This window comes from Marivirga tractuosa (genome assembly GCF_042140215.1).
Lineage (GTDB): Bacteria > Bacteroidota > Bacteroidia > Cytophagales > Cyclobacteriaceae > Marivirga > Marivirga tractuosa_A.
Map to the genome: position 1 here is coordinate 2,282,746 of NZ_CP159478.1, position 17,054 is coordinate 2,299,799.

Here is a 17,054-nt window from a genome sequence, read left to right on the forward strand (position 1 = left end):
AATGAAGCACATTTTAACCTTGGCTGTACTATTTATATTCAGCTTTGTAAGTATCGCACAGGAGAGCAATTTATCTGGAAAGATAACTGATGAAAATGATGAGCCTCTTCCTGGTGTTAATATAATGATTGTAGGAACTTCCTCTGGAACCACTACTGATTTAGATGGTAATTATAAATTATCTGTAAGCAATGATGCTGTATTAAAATTTAGCTTTATTGGTTATACCAGTGTTGAGGAAAATGTCAATGGGAGATCTACTATCAATTTAAAAATGGAACCTGATTTTGGTTCTTTAAGTGAAGTAGTTGTAGTAGGATACGGAACTTCTACCAAAAAGGAACTTACTGGAGCAACTTCAAAAGTAAATGCTGAGAAAATAGCGGAAAGAAAAGTTCCTAGATTAGATCAAGCCTTGCAAGGAGCTGTTTCTGGTGTTAATATTTCAACAAACTCTGGTTCGCCTGGTGGAACTTCAAATATTCGAATTAGAGGTATTTCTACAAATGGTGATAATAACCCTTTAATTTTAGTAGATGGAGTTATTTATGATCAAGCAGGTTTAAATGCACTTAATCCTAATGATATCGAGTCAGTTAATATACTTAAGGATGCTACAGCAGGTATTTATGGTGTAAGGGCTGCGAATGGAGTAGTACTAATTGAAACTAAACAAGGTAAAAAGAATAATAAGCCTACTTTAAGTTTTGATAGTTATTATGGAATTCAACAAACGGCAAGAAAGTTAGATTTATTAAATGCTAGAGAGTTTGCTGTAATTAAAAATGAAGCTTTTTCAGCAAATGGACAATCCCTACCATTTGCCAACACTCAATTGGGAGAAGGGACAAATTGGCAAGATGAAGTTTTTGGAGAGGCACCTATACAGAATTATAATTTATCCTTAACTGGAGGTACTGAAAATTCAACTTACAATATTGGTGCATCCTATTTCGGTCAACAAGGAATAGTAGGAGGAGATAAAGCAAACTTCGAGCGATATAACGGTAGGTTAAATTTCACAACTGATTTATCTGATAATCTAAGGTTAACAAATGTACTCTTATTTACACATGAGATCAGTAGTGGGCTTCCTGAAAATGGAATAGGTTCTGTATTATTTAATACTATCAATGCCTATCCTACAGAAGCAGTGAGGACTGATGGTAGATACTCTTATTTGGAAGAAGTATCAGATATTATTAATCCATTAGCTCAAATGGAGAATTCATATAATGAAACTTTAGTTAACAAAATTACGGGTAAACAAGAATTGGCTTATGACATTAACGAACATCTCACCATAAATGGTAGAGTTGGTTATAACTATTCAATTGTAGATTTTAAAGGGTTTAATCCATTGGTATGGTATGGCCCTGGAAAATTTGCAAATACCGCTGCTAATGCAAATTTAGATCCAGTTATTGTTCAAGTAGGTGAAGAAGAAGGTGGTATAGAATTGGAAAGAGGTGCAAGTGTAACAGAATCACGGACAACATATTTGGATTATATATTAGAAGGGTTTATTAATTACGAAAGAAAATTCAATGATATCCATACCGTTAAAGGAACCTTTGGGATTTCTTATAATGAAGAATCTTTTAGCGGACTAAATGGAACTGCTTTTAATATTCCAAATAATGATCTAGAACTGGCTGATATTAAAACGAATTTAGCTGCAAATGGCTATTTAAATAATGTTGGCTCCGATCAGGGTTTTCAAAGAATTAGTTCACAATTTTTACGTGCTGAGTATGATTATCAGAAGCGATATCTAATATCAGGAATATTAAGAAGAGATGGCTCTACTAGGTTTGGCTGAATAACAGGATAGGTTATTTCGGTTCAATTTCAGGTGCATGGGTTTTATCGGATGAGGATTTCTACAATTTGCCCTTTATCGACTTCATGAAACTTAGAACCAGCTTTGGTGTAGTGGGTAATGATAAAATATTACCATTTGGTTATAGGGGATTACTAGATGGAGAAGGTGTTTATGGTTTTGATGATATTTTAGTAAATGGTGCCGCTATAGGTAGAGCTGCTAATCCAGATTTAAAATGGGAGACCACCCAACAAACCAATATTGGTCTTGATTTAAGTCTTTTTGATGCGGTTGACATAAGCACAAACTATTTTATAAAAGATACACGTGATTTATTATTCCAACCTCCAGCACCTGCAATTTTGGGTACTTACGGAGCGGCTGGACAACCTCCAATAATAAATGGAGGTGATGTTAGAAATACTGGAGTTGAATTTGAAATTGATTATGGAAAAAAACTTTCATCTGGGTTTCAATTTAATGTCGGTTACAATGTTACTTATCTAAAAAACGAGGTGCTTAGTGTACCTGATGGCCTTGATTTTCAAAATGGGGCTGGTTTTGGGGTAGGTGGTGCAATCGCTACTCGATTAGAACCTGGGTTTCCTATTGGTTATTTTATTGGGTATGAAACCGATGGTATTTTCCAATCACAGGAAGAAATAAATGCAGCAGCTGAACAAAGAAATGCTCAGCCTGGGGATTTGAAATTTATAGATCAAAATGGGGATGATGTTATAGATTTTGGTGGGGATACAGATAAAACTCAAATTGGAAGTCCTCTTCCTGATTTTACAATGGGATTAAACCTTTCAGCTTCATTTAAAGGATTTGATCTTTCAGCAAATCTGTTCGCTGCTTTAGGTCAGGAAATTATAAGAAACTATGAAAGACAACAGCCTTTCGCTAATCAATTGTCTTATGTTCTTGACAGATGGACACAGCCTGGAAGTACCAATGAGGTACCCAGAGTAACTACTGGTCTTTCTCAAAATACTGTGTTTTCTGATTTTTTTGTAGAAGATGGTTCATTCGCAAGGCTTAGAAACCTACAATTGGGTTATACTTTTCCTGAGAAATGGACAGAACCTGCAAAAATTTCAAATTTCAGAATTTATCTGTCCGCAAATAATTTACTCACTATCACTAAATACATGGGATTTGATCCTGATGTTGGATCGCCTTCACCATTTGCAGCTGGTATAGATAATGGTATTTATCCCCAAGCAAGGGTGATTATGGGAGGTGTTTCATTAAATTTTTAATTAATAAAAGTCATGAAAAAAATACTTAATCGATATATGTTAATAAGCCTGATTTTTTTAGGCCTTGCATGTGATAATCAATTAGAAATTGATCCTTTATATACTCAAGATGCTGAATCATTTTTCAATACTCAAGAAGATTATGAAAGAGCATTAGTAGGAGCATATGATTTGCTTCAGACTTCATATTTAACTCAATGGATTGGTGAAATTGCATCAGATAATGCAATAGCAGGTGGTGAAAGTGTAAATGATACTAGAGGTCTTCATGAGATTGAAAGTATGACGCACGGTGGAGTAAATGAAGAGTTAAGAAGTGTTCTAAGATATAATTATGCCGGTATTACTCGTACAAATTATATTTTTGAAAACAGAGATAAAACTGATTTTGAAGGGAAAGAAACTATTTTAGCAGAAGCTCATTTCTTGAGAGCATACTACTATTTTGAATTGGTAAAGTTCTTTGGTGATGTTCCTCTGATTATTGATAGAAGAATTGGAATTGAGGAAGCCACTTCAATTGATAGAGATCCAGCAGCTGATGTATATGCTCAGATTGAAAGCGATTTACAATCCGCTTTTGAAGTATTAGAATGGACAAACCCCCAAAAGGGACGCGTTACGAAGGGTGCTGCATTGGCCTTGTTGGGAAAAGCATATTTGTATCAGGATAAATTCACCGAAGCTGCTACAGTTTTAGATAGGGTTATCAATGAAGGTCCTTATTCATTGCAAACCTTTTCAACCTCAGAGGATTATGCAGATTTATTTAGTGTAGCTGAGGAAGGTAATTCAGAATCAGTTTTTGAAATTCAATATTCAGGTTTGGAAGGTGGTTCATATGATTGTTTAGTTTGTTTAGAAGGAAATGCCGCTGTAGGTTTTAATGGAATAAGACAGTATGATGGGCCTGTTTACAATGACGGAAACAGTTATAATTTACCTACTCAATCACTATATGATTCCTATGACGCAAATGATATAAGACGAAATGGTACGGTATTAGACCTTGATGCATTCATTGCAGAACAACCAAATTCACAAGATATCTCTTATGCTGTCGGTGGGGGAGGTCACACCGGTTACTATAATAATAAATACATAAAACGTGATGCAGAATTAGGCTTGCCAGATAATGATCTAACTAGTCCTGTGAACTATAGAGTAATTCGACTAGCTGATGTTTACTTAATGGCAGCAGAAGCCCACAATAGGAAAGCAGGTGCTAATGATGCTACTGCATTAAACTACTTAAATCAAGTTAGAACAAGAGTAAACATGCCAGAGGTTTCAGTGAGTGGTCAAGCTTTGACCCAAGCTATCTGGAATGAAAGAAGGCTTGAACTTTCAGGTGAAGGCTATAGATTTTGGGATTTAGTTCGTACAGGAAGAGCCGCAAATCAAATTGATGGCTTTGAAGAAGGTAAAAACGAGCTTTTCCCATTACCGCAAGTTGAAATTGATCTATCTGGAGGAACATGGAAACAAAACCCTAACTATAACTAATCTTAATTTAAAACAAAACAATTAATGACTATGGAGAATTTATTTCGAAAATTTATGATTATCGCAGCCCTATTTATATTTGCGAGCTGCGAGGAAGACCCGGAAAATGAACTAGTTGATCCTCCTACTGAGGAAGATGCAGCCTTCACATTTGAAGCTACAGCTGAAAGCGATAATATACTTGAGTTTACAGCTTCTGTAGATGGTTTTAACAGATATGCTTGGGATTTAGGTAACGGAGAAGATGCTCCTGAAAACCAATCTGTAACAGGAACATATCCTAATGCAGGAACTTATGAAGTTACATTAACTGTTTTTAATGATGGAGGTAGTGCCTCAAGTACTCAAGAAATTGAGATTGAAGAGACTGATCCTACACTTTTGGATAACGAACTTTATAACATTTTAACAGGTGGTATTGAAAATGGAGGTTCCAAAACTTGGGCTGTTGATTCAGCTTCAGCTGGCCATTTTGGTGTTGGGCCAAGTCCTGAAAATGGTGACTACAGCGGAGACTTTCCAGAATATTATGCTGCACAGGCAGTAGAAAAAACTGGTGCAGGAATGTATGATGATAGATATACCTTTACATTAGAAGGTTTTGGATTCGATATGGTAACCAATGGAGATATTTATGTAAATGCTGAACATCAAGATGATTTCCCAGGTGCTGAAGAAACAGAGGTGGCAGATTTTATTGCTCCTTTTACTCCTTCTGAAGATTTGTCTTGGAGTTTGGCTGCACCTGATGATGGAGATACTACTTTAACGATAAGTTCAGATGGATTTATCGGATATTGGACTGGAACAAGATCTTATAAAGTTGTGACTATTGAAGAGAATGAGTTGTTTATACAAATGGAGGATACTGAAAATCCAGATTTAGTTTGGTATATTAGACTAGTACCTGAAGGATTTGATAGTTCTGATGGAGAAAATCCAGGTGATGATGATGGTGGTGGAGATGAAGAAGCTCCAAATATTGAATTTAATGGAGGAGAAGGTCTTACGGCAGAATTATTAACTGGAGAAGCAGCTAAAAGTTGGAAATTGAAAGAATCAGCTGGTGCTTTTGGAGTAGGTGATGCTGCTGGATCTGATAACTTCTTCCCTAATGGAGATAACATATCAGGTGACAGACCATGTCTATTTAATGATTTATTTATCTTCAATCAAGATGGTACTTATGAATATGACGCCCAAGGAGATTTCTTTGGAGAGGCATATTACGGATTCGATGAATACACAGAGGATGATTGCTATGATATCAGTGTATTAGATGGTACTCCTGCTGAAGTTTGGTCTTCTGCAACTCATGAATTTACATTTTCTGCTTTTGAGGATGCTGATAACCCAGCCCAAATTACTGTAACTGGTACAGGCGCATTTATTGCATTACCTAAAGCATATAATGGCGGAGAATATGATGCAGCACCTACTGAGAGTAGTTCCGTAACCTATGATGTTTATTCATATAATGCTGAAACTCAAGAGTTATTTATTACAATTGACGTAGGCGGTGCTTTTTGGAATTTCCTTTTAGTTCCTGCTGAATAAATTTAGTTTATGTTTAAGTTTAATTTAATTTGTTTTTTCATTATTAGTATCCTCACTTCTTGTGAGGATACTTCTAGTGAGGAGCTTGTAAAGTTACCCGAGAATCTCCAAGTTGAGGTAATTCAGTCTGATGATGAACCTCAAAAAGTTACTATTGAGGCCTCAGCCAGCTTAGTTAATTTTTATAGATACTATTTTGGAGAGAATGATGATTATCAAGAAACTCAGGATAACTCAGTATCATATACTTATGAAAATGAAGGTGATTATGAAATCAAAGTTCAGGCTCATGCCACAGCTGATGATTTTATATCTGAAAACAAAGATGTGAGCATAGTTTTGCCTGAAGATGATGGTGATGATGATGAAACAATTGACCCTCCTTCATTTGACGGTTATGAATCTCCTTTAGAATATGATGATTATGAACTAGTGTGGCAAGATGAATTTGAGGCTGACGAACTTTCTGATGATTATACTTTTGAAATTGGAACAGGAAGTAATGGATGGGGAAACAATGAATCCCAATATTACAGAGAAGAAAATACTCGTTTAGAAGATGGGTTCTTAGTTATTCAAGCTAAAAAAGAGAATTTTCAAGGTCAGGAATATACATCATCTAGAATTATCACGGAAGGAAAAAAAGAATTTCAATACGGAAGAGTTGATATAAGAGCTCGGATGCCTTATGGTCAAGGAATATGGCCTGCATTATGGATGTTAGGCGCAAATTTTAGAGACGTTGGTTGGCCTTTTTGCGGTGAAATTGATATAATGGAAATGATTGGTGGTCAAGGTAGGGAAAATACTGTTCACGGAACTGTGCATTGGCAAAGTAATGAGGGTTATGCAAATTTCGGTCATAGTAAAGATTTATCTGATGCTACTTTATCAGAGAAATTTCATGTGTTTTCCATTATTTGGGATGAAAATTCTATTCAATGGTTAATTGATAATGAACCCTACGGGTCTATTGATACAACCCCATCTCATCTCGATGAATTTAGAGAAGAGTTTTTCTTTATTTTTAATGTAGCTGTAGGTGGTAATTGGCCAGGTTATCCAGATGATTCTACAGAATTTCCGCAAGAAATGTGGATTGATTATATTAGAGTTTTTCAATAACCATAATTTATTAGCCTACAACCATAAAACTTTTAATAACCATGACAATATTTCTTAAGAAATTAATAGGGGTTTCTTTTGCCTTTGCTATTCTTACTTCATGCTCAAATCCTGATGAAGGAAAATCCACTAAAAGTCAAAAGGACTCAAGAGTAGATTCATTACTCGCCTTAATGACGCTTGAAGAAAAAATAGGCCAATTAAATCAATATAGTTTAGGCAGTGAGTTTACTGGTTCAAGTAATAAAAATGGACAGGACAGTGTTCGCTACCAACAGTTAATTTCTGGGCAAGTCGGTTCAGTACTCAATCTATTGGGTGCTGAGGATACTCGAAAAATGCAGGAATTGGTAGTGGAAAAATCCAGACTAGGTATTCCTTTATTATTTGCGTATGATGTAATTCATGGTTATCAAACAATGTTCCCAGTTCCTTTAGCAGAAAGCAGTTCATGGAATTTGGAATTAATGCAGAAAACTGCTCAGGCAGCCGGAGCAGAAGCCGCAGCTTCAGGTTTACATTGGACTTTTGCACCGATGATAGACGTAACCGTTGATGCTCGTTGGGGCCGGGTAATGGAAGGTGCTGGGGAAGATCCTTATTTACAAGCAGAAATAGCCAAAGCTAGAATTAATGGCTTTCAAGGAGAAGATTTAGCCCATAATAAATCAATAGCAGCAACTGCCAAACATTTTGCGGGTTATGGATATGCTGAGAGTGGAAAAGATTATAATTCAGTTAATATCAATCAATATATTCTTCACAATCATATTTTGCCTCCATTCAAAGCAGCTGTTGAAGCAAATGCAGCGAGTTTTATGAATGCTTTTAATGATATCAATGCAGTTCCGGCCACTGCCAATGAATATTTATTGCAAGATATTCTTAGAGATAAATGGAATTATGATGGTGTTGTGGTATCCGATTGGAATTCCATTGGTGAATTAGTGAACCACGGAGTGAGCCCAGATTTAAAAGATGCTGCCAAGAAAGCTATTATGGCAGGAAGTGAAATTGATATGGAGGCTACTGCTTACGTTCAATTTCTAGCTGAACTTATAAATGAAGGGGAAATTGAAGAAGCAAAAATAGATATAGCAGTAAGAAATGTACTGCAATTAAAATTTGATTTAGGTTTATTTGATGATCCTTATAAATATTCTGATTTAGATAGAGAAAAAGAAATTGTTGGCAATCAGATCCATCATGATTTAGCTGAGAAAATAGCTAAAGAATCAATTGTTTTATTGAAAAATGACAAGAATTTATTACCATTAAAAAACATAAAAAACATTGCTGTTATAGGTCCTTTAGCTAAGGATAAAGATACCCCCTTGGGGAATTGGAGAGCTCAAGCAATTGAGAATTCTGCTGTTTCACTTTATGAAGGTTTAGAAAATGTTTTGCCTAAATCTACCAATTTAAAATATGCTCAAGGTGTTGAATTGTCTGTAGGTCCAAATAACTTCTTCCAGGAGCAAGAGATAAATAAAGAAGACCGATCAGGCTTTGAAAAAGCAAAGAATCTAGCTAAAAATTCAGACTTAGTTATTATGGCACTAGGCGAAACTGCTTATATGTCAGGAGAGGGGAGAAGTAGAGCTGATATTGGCTTACCAGGTTTACAAAAAGAACTATTGAAGGAAATACATGCCATAAATCCTAATATTATCTTGGTATTAATGAATGGCAGACCATTGGAATTAAGTTGGGAAGATGAAAATATACCAGCCATAGTAGAGGCTTGGCATTTAGGACAAAGGGCTGGAACAGCCATAGCCGAAACGCTGATAGGTAAAAATAATTCTTCTGGAAAATTGACCATGAGTTTTCCTCGTCATGTAGGACAATTACCAATTTACTATAATCATAAGGTTACGGGGAGGCCTTCTACAGCTCCTGGTCAAGTTTTTTATAGCCATCATACGGATGTTGATAATTCCCCACTTTATCCATTTGGTTATGGATTAAGTTACTCCTCTTTTGAATATGGAGAGATTGAATTATCAGATAATTCAATGACAGAATCAGGTAGTATTGAAGCATCAGTTTCAGTTAAGAATACAAGTGATATGGATGGACAAGAAGTGGTTCAACTTTATATTCAAGATTTAGTAGCTGAAGAGACTCCAATGGTGAAATCCTTAAAAGCTTTTAAAAAGATAATGATTAAATCAGGACAATCTGTTGAAGTTAAGTTTACAATTGAAAAAGATATGTTATCTTATTACAAATCCAATGGTGAAATATCTTTAGAGAAAGGTGGTTTCAAGGTTTTTATAGGGAAAAACTCTGCAGTTAACAACCATAAAGAATTTGTACTAAAATGAGATATTTATATTTGCTTTGTTTTCTTATAATTTTTGTTCAATGCAATTCAAAACAAGATAATTTAATCTGGTCTGATGAATTTGAAGGAGAAGGCTTGCCAGATACAGAAAAATGGAACATTATAGAAGGGAATGGATGTCCTGACTTATGTGGATTTGGTAATAATGAAAAGCAGTTTTATTCTAAAAACCTTGAAAACATCCGTCAGGCAGGAGGTAACTTAATTATTAAGGCATTAAAAGACGAGGACAAAAATTATACTTCAGCAAAAATCTCAACTAAAGATAAGCAGGACTGGAAATATGGCTATATAGAAGTAAGAGCTAAACTTCCAAAGGGCAGAGGTTCCTGGCCAGCTATCTGGATGTTACCTTCATTGGAAAAAGATATGAAATGGCCTAGAGATGGCGAAATTGATATAATGGAATATGTTGGCTATAATCCAGGGACAGTTTATGGCACCATTCACACTGAAAGTTATAATCATACTAAGGGCACAGAAAAGTCGGATTCTGTTCAGATAGAGGATGCTCACGAAAACTTTCATACCTATGCCATCCATTGGACGGATCAAAAAATCGAATGGTTTGTAGATAATGTGCCATATCATGCAGTTTACAAAAATGGAGATGGAAAAGCTGGTTGGCCATTTGGTACAAAATTTCATTTAATTTTAAATTTAGCTGTAGGTGGAAACTGGGGCGGTAAATATGGTATTGATGAAGATAGCTTCCCTCAGGAGTTCGTGATAGACTATGTTAGATTATATGCTCAAAAGCCAGATTTTGCCAAATAATATGTTCGCCAAAAAATGAAAAATTTAACCACCTATAAAATTTACTGCCTAATGATGTCTTTACATCAATTTTTTTTGGTAATATAGCTTTTCACTTAAAACTACTATTGAAAAATGTCAAAGAACGATACAAAAGAAATTGAAAAAGAAGAGTATAATTTACCTAAAGTTATTTTTCTAGCTACTGTTGCGGCCATAGGTGGTTTCCTTTTCGGATTTGATAGTGGCGTTATTAATGGGACAGTAGATGCCCTTCAATTGTCTTTTAACTCAGATGCAGCAACCACTGGTTTTAATGTAGCTTCAGTCTTATTAGGTTGTGCAATAGGTGCTTTCTTTGCGGGTACGCTAGCAGATAAATATGGAAGAAAACCAATGATGGTTGTTACTGCTCTTCTTTTTATAATCAGTGCATTAGGTTCGGGTTTGTCTACTGGCTCAATAGAATTTGTGATATATCGCTTATTGGGAGGTTTTGCTGTAGGAGCTGCAAGTATTCTAGCTCCAGCATATATAAGTGAAATTGCACCTGCAAAAATTAGAGGTAGTTTAGCAACTCTTCAACAATTAATGATCGTAATAGGGCTTTTTGCTGCATTTATGAGTAATTATTGGTTAGTTGGTTTATCGGGAGGTGCTTCTGAAGTTTTGTGGGGGGATTTTCAAACCTGGCAATGGATGTTTTGGATGGAAATTGTTCCTGCATCAATATTTTTGATAGTGTTATTTTTTATTCCTGAATCACCAAGATATCTAGTGGCAGCTGGAAAATCAGATTTAGCGAATAAAGTTCTTTCAAAAATATCCAATGTTAAAGCAGCAGCTGCAAAGGTATTGGATATTCAATCAACATTAAGAGAAGACAGTAAGCCTAAGTTAAAAGATATTATAAGTAAGTACTCAGGAAAAGTTCATCCATTAGTTTGGGCAGGACTAGGTTTGGCTGTATTACAGCAACTTACGGGGATAAATGTGATTTTCTATTATGGTGCAACACTATGGAAAGCGGCTGGATTTACCGAAGCTGATGCCTTATTGACTAATGTGATAAGTGGTTCTGTTAATATCTTTTTTACAATAATCGCTATTATTTTGGTTGATAAGTTGGGTAGAAAACCTTTATTATTAATAGGTTCTCTTGGACAAGCCGTAATGCTAGGTATTTTAGCTTATATTTTTAGTACAGCATCTTTAGACACAAATGGAAATCTGATCCTTTCAGATTCTGTGGGAGTCTATGCTTTGATTTCTGCTAATGCTTATATTGCGTTTTTTGCATTTTCATGGGGGCCTGTAATGTGGGTAATGCTTGGTGAGATGTTTCCTAATCAATTTAGAGGCGCTGCTTTAGCTTTATGTGGTTTAGCACAATGGTTAGCTAACTTTGGTATCACAATGTCCTTTCCAATAATGCTTAAAAACATGGGATTGGGAGCTTCTTATGGAGTATATGCATTCTTTGGAATCGTAGCTTACTTCTTTGTCAAATTTTTTATTAAAGAAACCAAAGGAAGAACCTTAGAGGATATGTCTCGGGAGCAACTTGAAGATGATAAAAAATTAGCTTAAACAAATTATTTTTAATACTCTATTTTCCTAAGGAAAAGTCTAAAGATTAAGAAGGAATTTGGGCTGAAAAATATGGTAAAATCGAATCTTAATTTTCGGAATCGATGATATTTAAGAGCCTGTCAAGCATAGTTTGTCATAAAATTATGGTTGACAGGCTTTTTTATAAAAAAAATATTTTTAACTTTTCTAATATTCTTTAAAATTATTTCCTAAAGTTAACATCTAGATAATGTAGGTAAAATCAATTTTAAGTTATGTTTTATTAAATTTTTAGCTAATTCATTAAATAGAATTTTTTCAAGTATTTAATTTATTTTAAAAATTACACCAACCTTATAGATAATTACTGTGTCACTAAATACGAGACAATAGGACATCTATAAGCATGAGAAGATTTTTTTCAACATTTTTATTATTAACAGCAGTAGCATCAAGTTTGGTGTTGAGTAATAGCTATTACAAGCAAGGCAATTCACAATTGTCAGCTCAAAAATCAAGTGATTTCCAAAAATCTATTGATATTACCGAAGCAGATGTTTACCAATCTAAGAGAAATACTCTTTATGTTAGTTTCCCTAATTAACATTTAAAAACAATATTTCTTAAGTATATTTGAAGCAATTTAATAGTAGTTCTATATGGCTTATTATTTTGCTCGTTTTATACTATGGATCGGAGGCTGGAAAGTTTCTGCCAAAATCCCTGAGAACACCAAAAAAGCAGTTATGATTGCTGCACCTCATACCTCAAACTGGGATTTAGTCTGGGCAAGAGCCGCATTTTATATCCTTAAAATCCCTGTCCGTTTTACCGTCAAAAAAGAATTACTTAAAGGACCTTTAAAATGGGTTCTAAATGGATTAGGTGCTATCGGCATTGATCGTACTCACAAGGGTGGTAAAAAACAATCTATGACAGATGCTATGATTCAACTTTTTAATGAAAGAGAAGAGTTAGTAATTTTAGTAACCCCTGAGGGCACTCGTAGTTATCAACCTGATTGGAAGACAGGATTTTACAGAATAGCAGAAGGAGCTGGAGTTCCTATTCTTTGTGGTTATTTAGATTATGAAAACAAAATTGCAGGTGTAGGCCCAAGTTTTGAGGCAATAGGAGACATGCATGAAAATATCGAAAAGATAAAAGATTTTTATAGACCTATTAAAGGGAAATATCCAGAAAAGGGGATACGTTAAACTTTATTTTTCCTTAAAATCTAAAGCTGCTGAGTTTAAACAATACCTTAATCCCGTTGGTTTTGGTCCATCTTCAAAAACATGACCCAAATGACCACCACAACTACCGCATACAACTTCAGTACGAACCATGCCTAATGATCGATCCTCTACTTCTAATACATTTTCCTCATTCAATGGTTTGTAAAAGCTAGGCCATCCTGTTCCACTTTCATATTTTGTTTCGGAACTGAATAGTTCTGTTTTACAACCATTACAAATGAATATTCCTTCTTTTTTAAAATCATTATATTTTCCAGTAAAAGCCCTTTCGGTTCCAGCTTCCCGTAAAACTTTATATTCTGTCGGTCCTAATATTTTTTTCCATTCAGCTTCAGTTTTTTGTACTTCAAAAGTGTGACCTTTTAAACTACTTTTATTTTCGGAGCTACTATTTTGTTGAGCACAAGATTGAAAACTAATGATTGTAGCCAATCCCAAAATGCTGACTAATTTCCCTATTTTAATACCTTTCATTTTTGTAATATTGTTTACTTGTTGCTTGTTATACTCTTTTAGGACTATAAAGTTTTGTACTTTTTAAATTATGGTTTCGCATAATCAAGTTTTTTTAACTTAGTTGGTTTTAGATATTCATATAATCCAGAAATCGTTACAGTTCCTGCTTCAGTAAGATCAATTGAACCATCATTAGAAATTAACTTTTCATCTAAATATGCATGTAACAGCTTTCCTATTACTAATATGGTATGATTAGCCTTTATAAAATGTTCTTCTTCAAATTGCAACCCCATCTTTATCTTTGATTCCTTCACATATGGTGAGTCGAAATTATTCAAATATTCTTCTTCAAAACCACAGGCCTCAAATTCAGATACGTTCTTTTGATACTTTGCGGATGTTTGATGCGCTTTTTCTATTATATTTTCATTAATATGATTGAAAGTATATAAGCCATTTTCTTTAATATTTTCATAAGTGTGTCTTTCTACTGTAGTTGGCCTTAAAATAAAACCTAAATATGGAGGATTTGCCCCTATGTGAACTACGGAGTTGAAGACTGCTAAATTTGTATTCCCAAAATTATCGTTTGTCCCAATTAAATTAGCGCTCTTGAAGCCTGAAATTGTGTTGAAAAAATTTGCTCTATATCTACTGCCCATCTGTTCAATGGACTCAATGTTTATGTGTTTCATATTTAATTTTTAATGAGATTAATACATTTTTAGAATCTTTTTGTTTGCTTTAATTGAAAATAAAGCTGCTTTTCTTTCCTGAATTCATTTATGACTGTAAATTGACAATTATGATATCGTTCCAAAATATTGAAAAATCATTCAATGAGCAGTTGGTGCTGAAAAAAATTAATCTTGAAATAAAGGACGGAGAATTAATGGTGCTATTGGGAGCCAGTGGAAGTGGTAAAACCACCATGCTGCGGATGATCAATGCATTAGTAAAACCTGATTCAGGTTCAATTCTGATTGCAAATAAGAATTTCGAGAAACATAATTTGTTTGATTTAAGAAAGAAAATTGGTTATGTAATTCAAAAAGTTGGACTATTTCCTCATTATTCTGTTTTTGACAATGTGGCTATAATTTTAAGGTTAAAGAATGAAAAGGAAGAACTACTTAAACAAAAAGTTCATAATTGGCTAGATAAAATCGGAATGCCTGCTTCAGTTTATGCGAATAAGTTCCCTGCTGAGCTTAGTGGGGGAGAAGCACAAAGAATTGGGCTTGCAAGAGCATTAGTGGCACAGCCAAAAATGATTTTATTGGATGAACCTTTTAGTGCTTTGGATCCCATTTCAAGGGTAGAGATTCGAAATGAATTTCGAAAAATACAACAAGAAGAAAGTCTAACGGCCGTAATGGTTACCCATGATGTACTGGAAGCAGTGAGTATGGCAGATAGAATTTGTTTACTGGCGAATGGAGAAATTCAGCAAGTAGGCACTCCACAGGAAATATTGTTTAACCCTAAAAACGAATTAGTAAATAACTTTGTGAAAGGTGATCAGTTTCAAGCATCTTTAGCATCGGTAACCTTAAGTGAAATCCAATCATTTGTGCAAGTGGTAACTCTTCCTGATTATGATGAAAATTCATCTGTTCTTGATTTTCTACAGAATTCAAATAGTCAATTTCACTCTATTGTCTTAGAAGCGTTTTATAAATGGAAGGAGGAGAAATCATGAGCTCATTTTATGATTTCTTAATTAATAATAAGGCAGAAGTTTTTCAGCAACTGTTTGAGCATGTTGAACTGACTTTAGTTTCTTTATGCATTGCAGTTTTATTAGGGATTACAATTGGTGTATTCATTGCCGTTTACAATAAATCCACACAAACGGTTCTTTTCATTGTCAATACCATACAGACTATCCCCAGTTTGGCTCTTTTAGGCTTTCTGTTGCCTTTTTTTGGTATAGGAGTAGTTCCAGCAATTATAGCTTTGTTTCTTTATGCCTTGCTACCCATAGTGCGAAATACCTATACCGGTATTACGGAAGTGGATACTTCAATTAAAGAATCTGCTATTGCAATGGGGATGAAACGTTCTCAGGTTTTATTTAAAGTGGAGTTGCCTTTGGCTTTGCCCTACATAATGGCTGGTATAAGGACTGCTTCTGTAATTAATGTAGGAGTGGCTACTTTAAGTGCTTTTATAGCAGCAGGTGGTCTAGGTAAATTTATTCTTCAGGGAATTCAGTTGAATAATACTAATATGATTTTAGCTGGGGCTATACCAGCCTCATTGTTAGCATTATTTTTTGATGCTATATTAGGCCGAATTCAAAAGAGTAGTTTGAAAATTATCCGTTGGTTTTCAATTATTCTTTTTGGTGGAATGTTTATTTATTTGATGATATTAGGTTTTCAAAAGCTTAAATCGGGATCAGATAAAGCAGAGCTTTTAGGTGGATTTCCTTCTGAATTTGTTTACCGGGAAGACGGTTTAAAAGGTTTATTTAAGGTCTATGATTTCGAATTGGATTATGTTGAAATGGAAATTGGTCTGATGTATCAGGCTTTAGCTAATAAAGAGGTAGATGTCATAAGCGGTTTTTCTACTGATGGCAGAATTAAAGCTTATAATTTAAAAACGCTGGAGGATAATCTTAATTATTTTCCACCCTATCAGGCAGCACCCGTTGCCAGACAAGCAATTTTAGATAAGTATCCTGAAATTCGACAAAGTCTTGCGCTTTTGGAAAACCAGATCACTAATGAAGAAATGACTGATATGAATTTTAAGGTAGACGAGGAAAAGAAACAACCAGAGGAAGTAGCTTTAGAATTCTTAAAGTTCAAAGGGTTATTGGGAAAGGAGACTAAATCTTCACGTAAATCTAGAACCATCAAAATAGGTAGTAAAGCCTTCACGGAGAATTATATTTTGGCTCATCTATTTAAATTGATAATTGAGGAAAATACTCATTTGAATGTGGAGTTAAAATTAGGATTTGGAGGCACTAAGCTTTTGATGGATGCCATGAAAAATGATGAAATAGATATCTATCCTGAATACACAGGCACTGCACTATTATTATTGCTAGAAACAAATGATAAGGAAAGAGAAGATTTGTTTGCAAACCCTGATAAAGTGTATGATTTTGTAAACAGAGAGTCACAATCTCAATTCCAATTTGAGTGGCTTCCTACATTAGGCTTTAATAACACTTTTGCGATTTTGATGCGATCTGACCAAGCAGAAGAACTTGAGTTAGAAAATATTGAGGATTTGGCCAATCATTAAAATTGAATGCCCAAGAAAAGAACCTCAGGCTCATAAAATTGCCCGAGGGAATTATAAAATGAATTTTTAACCAAAACAGTCAATGCTATTTAGGGATTAACAATGGACAAAATTCC

Annotated in this window: 14 protein-coding genes; 12 read left to right on the forward strand and 2 right to left on the reverse strand. The window is 34.6% G+C overall.

Features of this window, described 5'->3' with window-relative positions; translation table 11 throughout:
• The first annotated feature begins 1 nt into the window (after nt 1).
• The 10 genes from ABWH96_RS10375 (at nt 2) to ABWH96_RS10420 (ending at nt 13,173) form a co-directional block, all read left to right on the forward strand.
• A complete protein-coding gene (locus ABWH96_RS10375) occupies nt 2-1,822 on the forward strand; it encodes a SusC/RagA family TonB-linked outer membrane protein (RefSeq protein WP_375581383.1) in 1,821 nt (606 codons plus the stop codon).
• Between the two features lie 86 nt (nt 1,823-1,908).
• Nucleotides 1,909-3,090 (forward strand): TonB-dependent receptor domain-containing protein, encoded by a 1,182-nt coding sequence (locus ABWH96_RS10380; RefSeq protein WP_375581384.1) that lies wholly within the window; start codon nt 1,909-1,911, stop codon nt 3,088-3,090.
• 12 nt (nt 3,091-3,102) lie between these two features.
• Entirely contained in the window at nt 3,103-4,596 is a 1,494-nt protein-coding gene (locus ABWH96_RS10385; RefSeq protein ID WP_375581385.1) for a RagB/SusD family nutrient uptake outer membrane protein, read from the forward strand.
• Between the two features lie 30 nt (nt 4,597-4,626).
• Nucleotides 4,627-6,153, forward strand: a complete 1,527-nt coding sequence (locus tag ABWH96_RS10390) for a PKD domain-containing protein (RefSeq protein WP_375581386.1) — start codon at nt 4,627-4,629, stop codon at nt 6,151-6,153.
• Between the two features lie 9 nt (nt 6,154-6,162).
• Nucleotides 6,163-7,278 (forward strand): family 16 glycosylhydrolase, encoded by a 1,116-nt coding sequence (locus ABWH96_RS10395; protein ID WP_375581387.1) that lies wholly within the window; start codon nt 6,163-6,165, stop codon nt 7,276-7,278.
• A gap of 41 nt (nt 7,279-7,319) precedes the next feature.
• The gene (gene bglX, locus ABWH96_RS10400; RefSeq protein WP_375581388.1) at nt 7,320-9,608 is read left to right on the forward strand and encodes a beta-glucosidase BglX; all 2,289 of its coding nucleotides are present in this window, start codon (nt 7,320-7,322) and stop codon (nt 9,606-9,608) included.
• Nucleotides 9,605-10,405 (forward strand): family 16 glycosylhydrolase, encoded by an 801-nt coding sequence (locus ABWH96_RS10405; RefSeq protein ID WP_375581389.1) that lies wholly within the window; start codon nt 9,605-9,607, stop codon nt 10,403-10,405. The genes bglX and ABWH96_RS10405 overlap by 4 nt, the downstream gene beginning before the upstream one ends.
• Before the next feature lie 114 nt (nt 10,406-10,519).
• On the forward strand, nt 10,520-11,974 hold the full coding sequence (locus ABWH96_RS10410; protein ID WP_375581390.1) for a sugar porter family MFS transporter: 1,455 nt from the start codon (nt 10,520-10,522) through the stop codon (nt 11,972-11,974).
• 388 nt (nt 11,975-12,362) lie between these two features.
• On the forward strand, nt 12,363-12,560 hold the full coding sequence (locus ABWH96_RS10415; RefSeq protein ID WP_375581391.1) for a hypothetical protein: 198 nt from the start codon (nt 12,363-12,365) through the stop codon (nt 12,558-12,560).
• Nucleotides 12,561-12,615: 55 nt separating this feature from the next.
• Nucleotides 12,616-13,173, forward strand: coding sequence for a 1-acyl-sn-glycerol-3-phosphate acyltransferase (locus ABWH96_RS10420; RefSeq protein WP_375581392.1), 558 nt, complete (start codon nt 12,616-12,618; stop codon nt 13,171-13,173).
• Between the two features lie 3 nt (nt 13,174-13,176).
• On the opposite strand, the gene msrB is transcribed toward ABWH96_RS10420, so the two are convergent.
• Both msrB and ABWH96_RS10430 read right to left on the reverse strand, forming a co-directional pair.
• Nucleotides 13,177-13,689, reverse strand: coding sequence for a peptide-methionine (R)-S-oxide reductase MsrB (msrB, locus tag ABWH96_RS10425; RefSeq protein WP_375581393.1), 513 nt, complete (start codon nt 13,687-13,689; stop codon nt 13,177-13,179).
• 68 nt (nt 13,690-13,757) lie between these two features.
• Nucleotides 13,758-14,369, reverse strand: coding sequence for a flavin reductase family protein (locus ABWH96_RS10430; protein ID WP_375581394.1), 612 nt, complete (start codon nt 14,367-14,369; stop codon nt 13,758-13,760).
• 110 nt (nt 14,370-14,479) lie between these two features.
• Between ABWH96_RS10430 and ABWH96_RS10435 the strand changes: the two genes are divergently transcribed.
• Both ABWH96_RS10435 and ABWH96_RS10440 read left to right on the forward strand, forming a co-directional pair.
• Nucleotides 14,480-15,376 (forward strand): ATP-binding cassette domain-containing protein, encoded by an 897-nt coding sequence (locus ABWH96_RS10435; RefSeq protein WP_375581395.1) that lies wholly within the window; start codon nt 14,480-14,482, stop codon nt 15,374-15,376.
• The gene (locus ABWH96_RS10440; protein ID WP_375581396.1) at nt 15,355-16,938 is read left to right on the forward strand and encodes an ABC transporter permease/substrate-binding protein; all 1,584 of its coding nucleotides are present in this window, start codon (nt 15,355-15,357) and stop codon (nt 16,936-16,938) included. Before ABWH96_RS10435 ends, ABWH96_RS10440 begins: the two co-directional genes overlap by 22 nt.
• Nucleotides 16,939-17,054 lie beyond the last annotated feature (116 nt).

What these genes read in the sequence shown, in the direction of transcription:
- ABWH96_RS10375 (WP_375581383.1), top strand. Translation starts at nt 2, where the DNA reads ATGAAGCACATTTTAACCTTGGCTGTACTATTTATATTCAGCTTTGTA.
- ABWH96_RS10380 (WP_375581384.1), top strand. Translation starts at nt 1,909, where the DNA reads ATGAAACTTAGAACCAGCTTTGGTGTAGTGGGTAATGATAAAATATTA.
- ABWH96_RS10385 (WP_375581385.1), top strand. Translation starts at nt 3,103, where the DNA reads ATGAAAAAAATACTTAATCGATATATGTTAATAAGCCTGATTTTTTTA.
- ABWH96_RS10390 (WP_375581386.1), top strand. Translation starts at nt 4,627, where the DNA reads ATGGAGAATTTATTTCGAAAATTTATGATTATCGCAGCCCTATTTATA.
- ABWH96_RS10395 (WP_375581387.1), top strand. Translation starts at nt 6,163, where the DNA reads ATGTTTAAGTTTAATTTAATTTGTTTTTTCATTATTAGTATCCTCACT.
- bglX (WP_375581388.1), top strand. Translation starts at nt 7,320, where the DNA reads ATGACAATATTTCTTAAGAAATTAATAGGGGTTTCTTTTGCCTTTGCT.
- ABWH96_RS10405 (WP_375581389.1), top strand. Translation starts at nt 9,605, where the DNA reads ATGAGATATTTATATTTGCTTTGTTTTCTTATAATTTTTGTTCAATGC.
- ABWH96_RS10410 (WP_375581390.1), top strand. Translation starts at nt 10,520, where the DNA reads ATGTCAAAGAACGATACAAAAGAAATTGAAAAAGAAGAGTATAATTTA.
- ABWH96_RS10415 (WP_375581391.1), top strand. Translation starts at nt 12,363, where the DNA reads ATGAGAAGATTTTTTTCAACATTTTTATTATTAACAGCAGTAGCATCA.
- ABWH96_RS10420 (WP_375581392.1), top strand. Translation starts at nt 12,616, where the DNA reads ATGGCTTATTATTTTGCTCGTTTTATACTATGGATCGGAGGCTGGAAA.
- msrB (WP_375581393.1), bottom strand. Translation starts at nt 13,689, where the DNA reads ATGAAAGGTATTAAAATAGGGAAATTAGTCAGCATTTTGGGATTGGCT.
- ABWH96_RS10430 (WP_375581394.1), bottom strand. Translation starts at nt 14,369, where the DNA reads ATGAAACACATAAACATTGAGTCCATTGAACAGATGGGCAGTAGATAT.
- ABWH96_RS10435 (WP_375581395.1), top strand. Translation starts at nt 14,480, where the DNA reads ATGATATCGTTCCAAAATATTGAAAAATCATTCAATGAGCAGTTGGTG.
- ABWH96_RS10440 (WP_375581396.1), top strand. Translation starts at nt 15,355, where the DNA reads ATGGAAGGAGGAGAAATCATGAGCTCATTTTATGATTTCTTAATTAAT.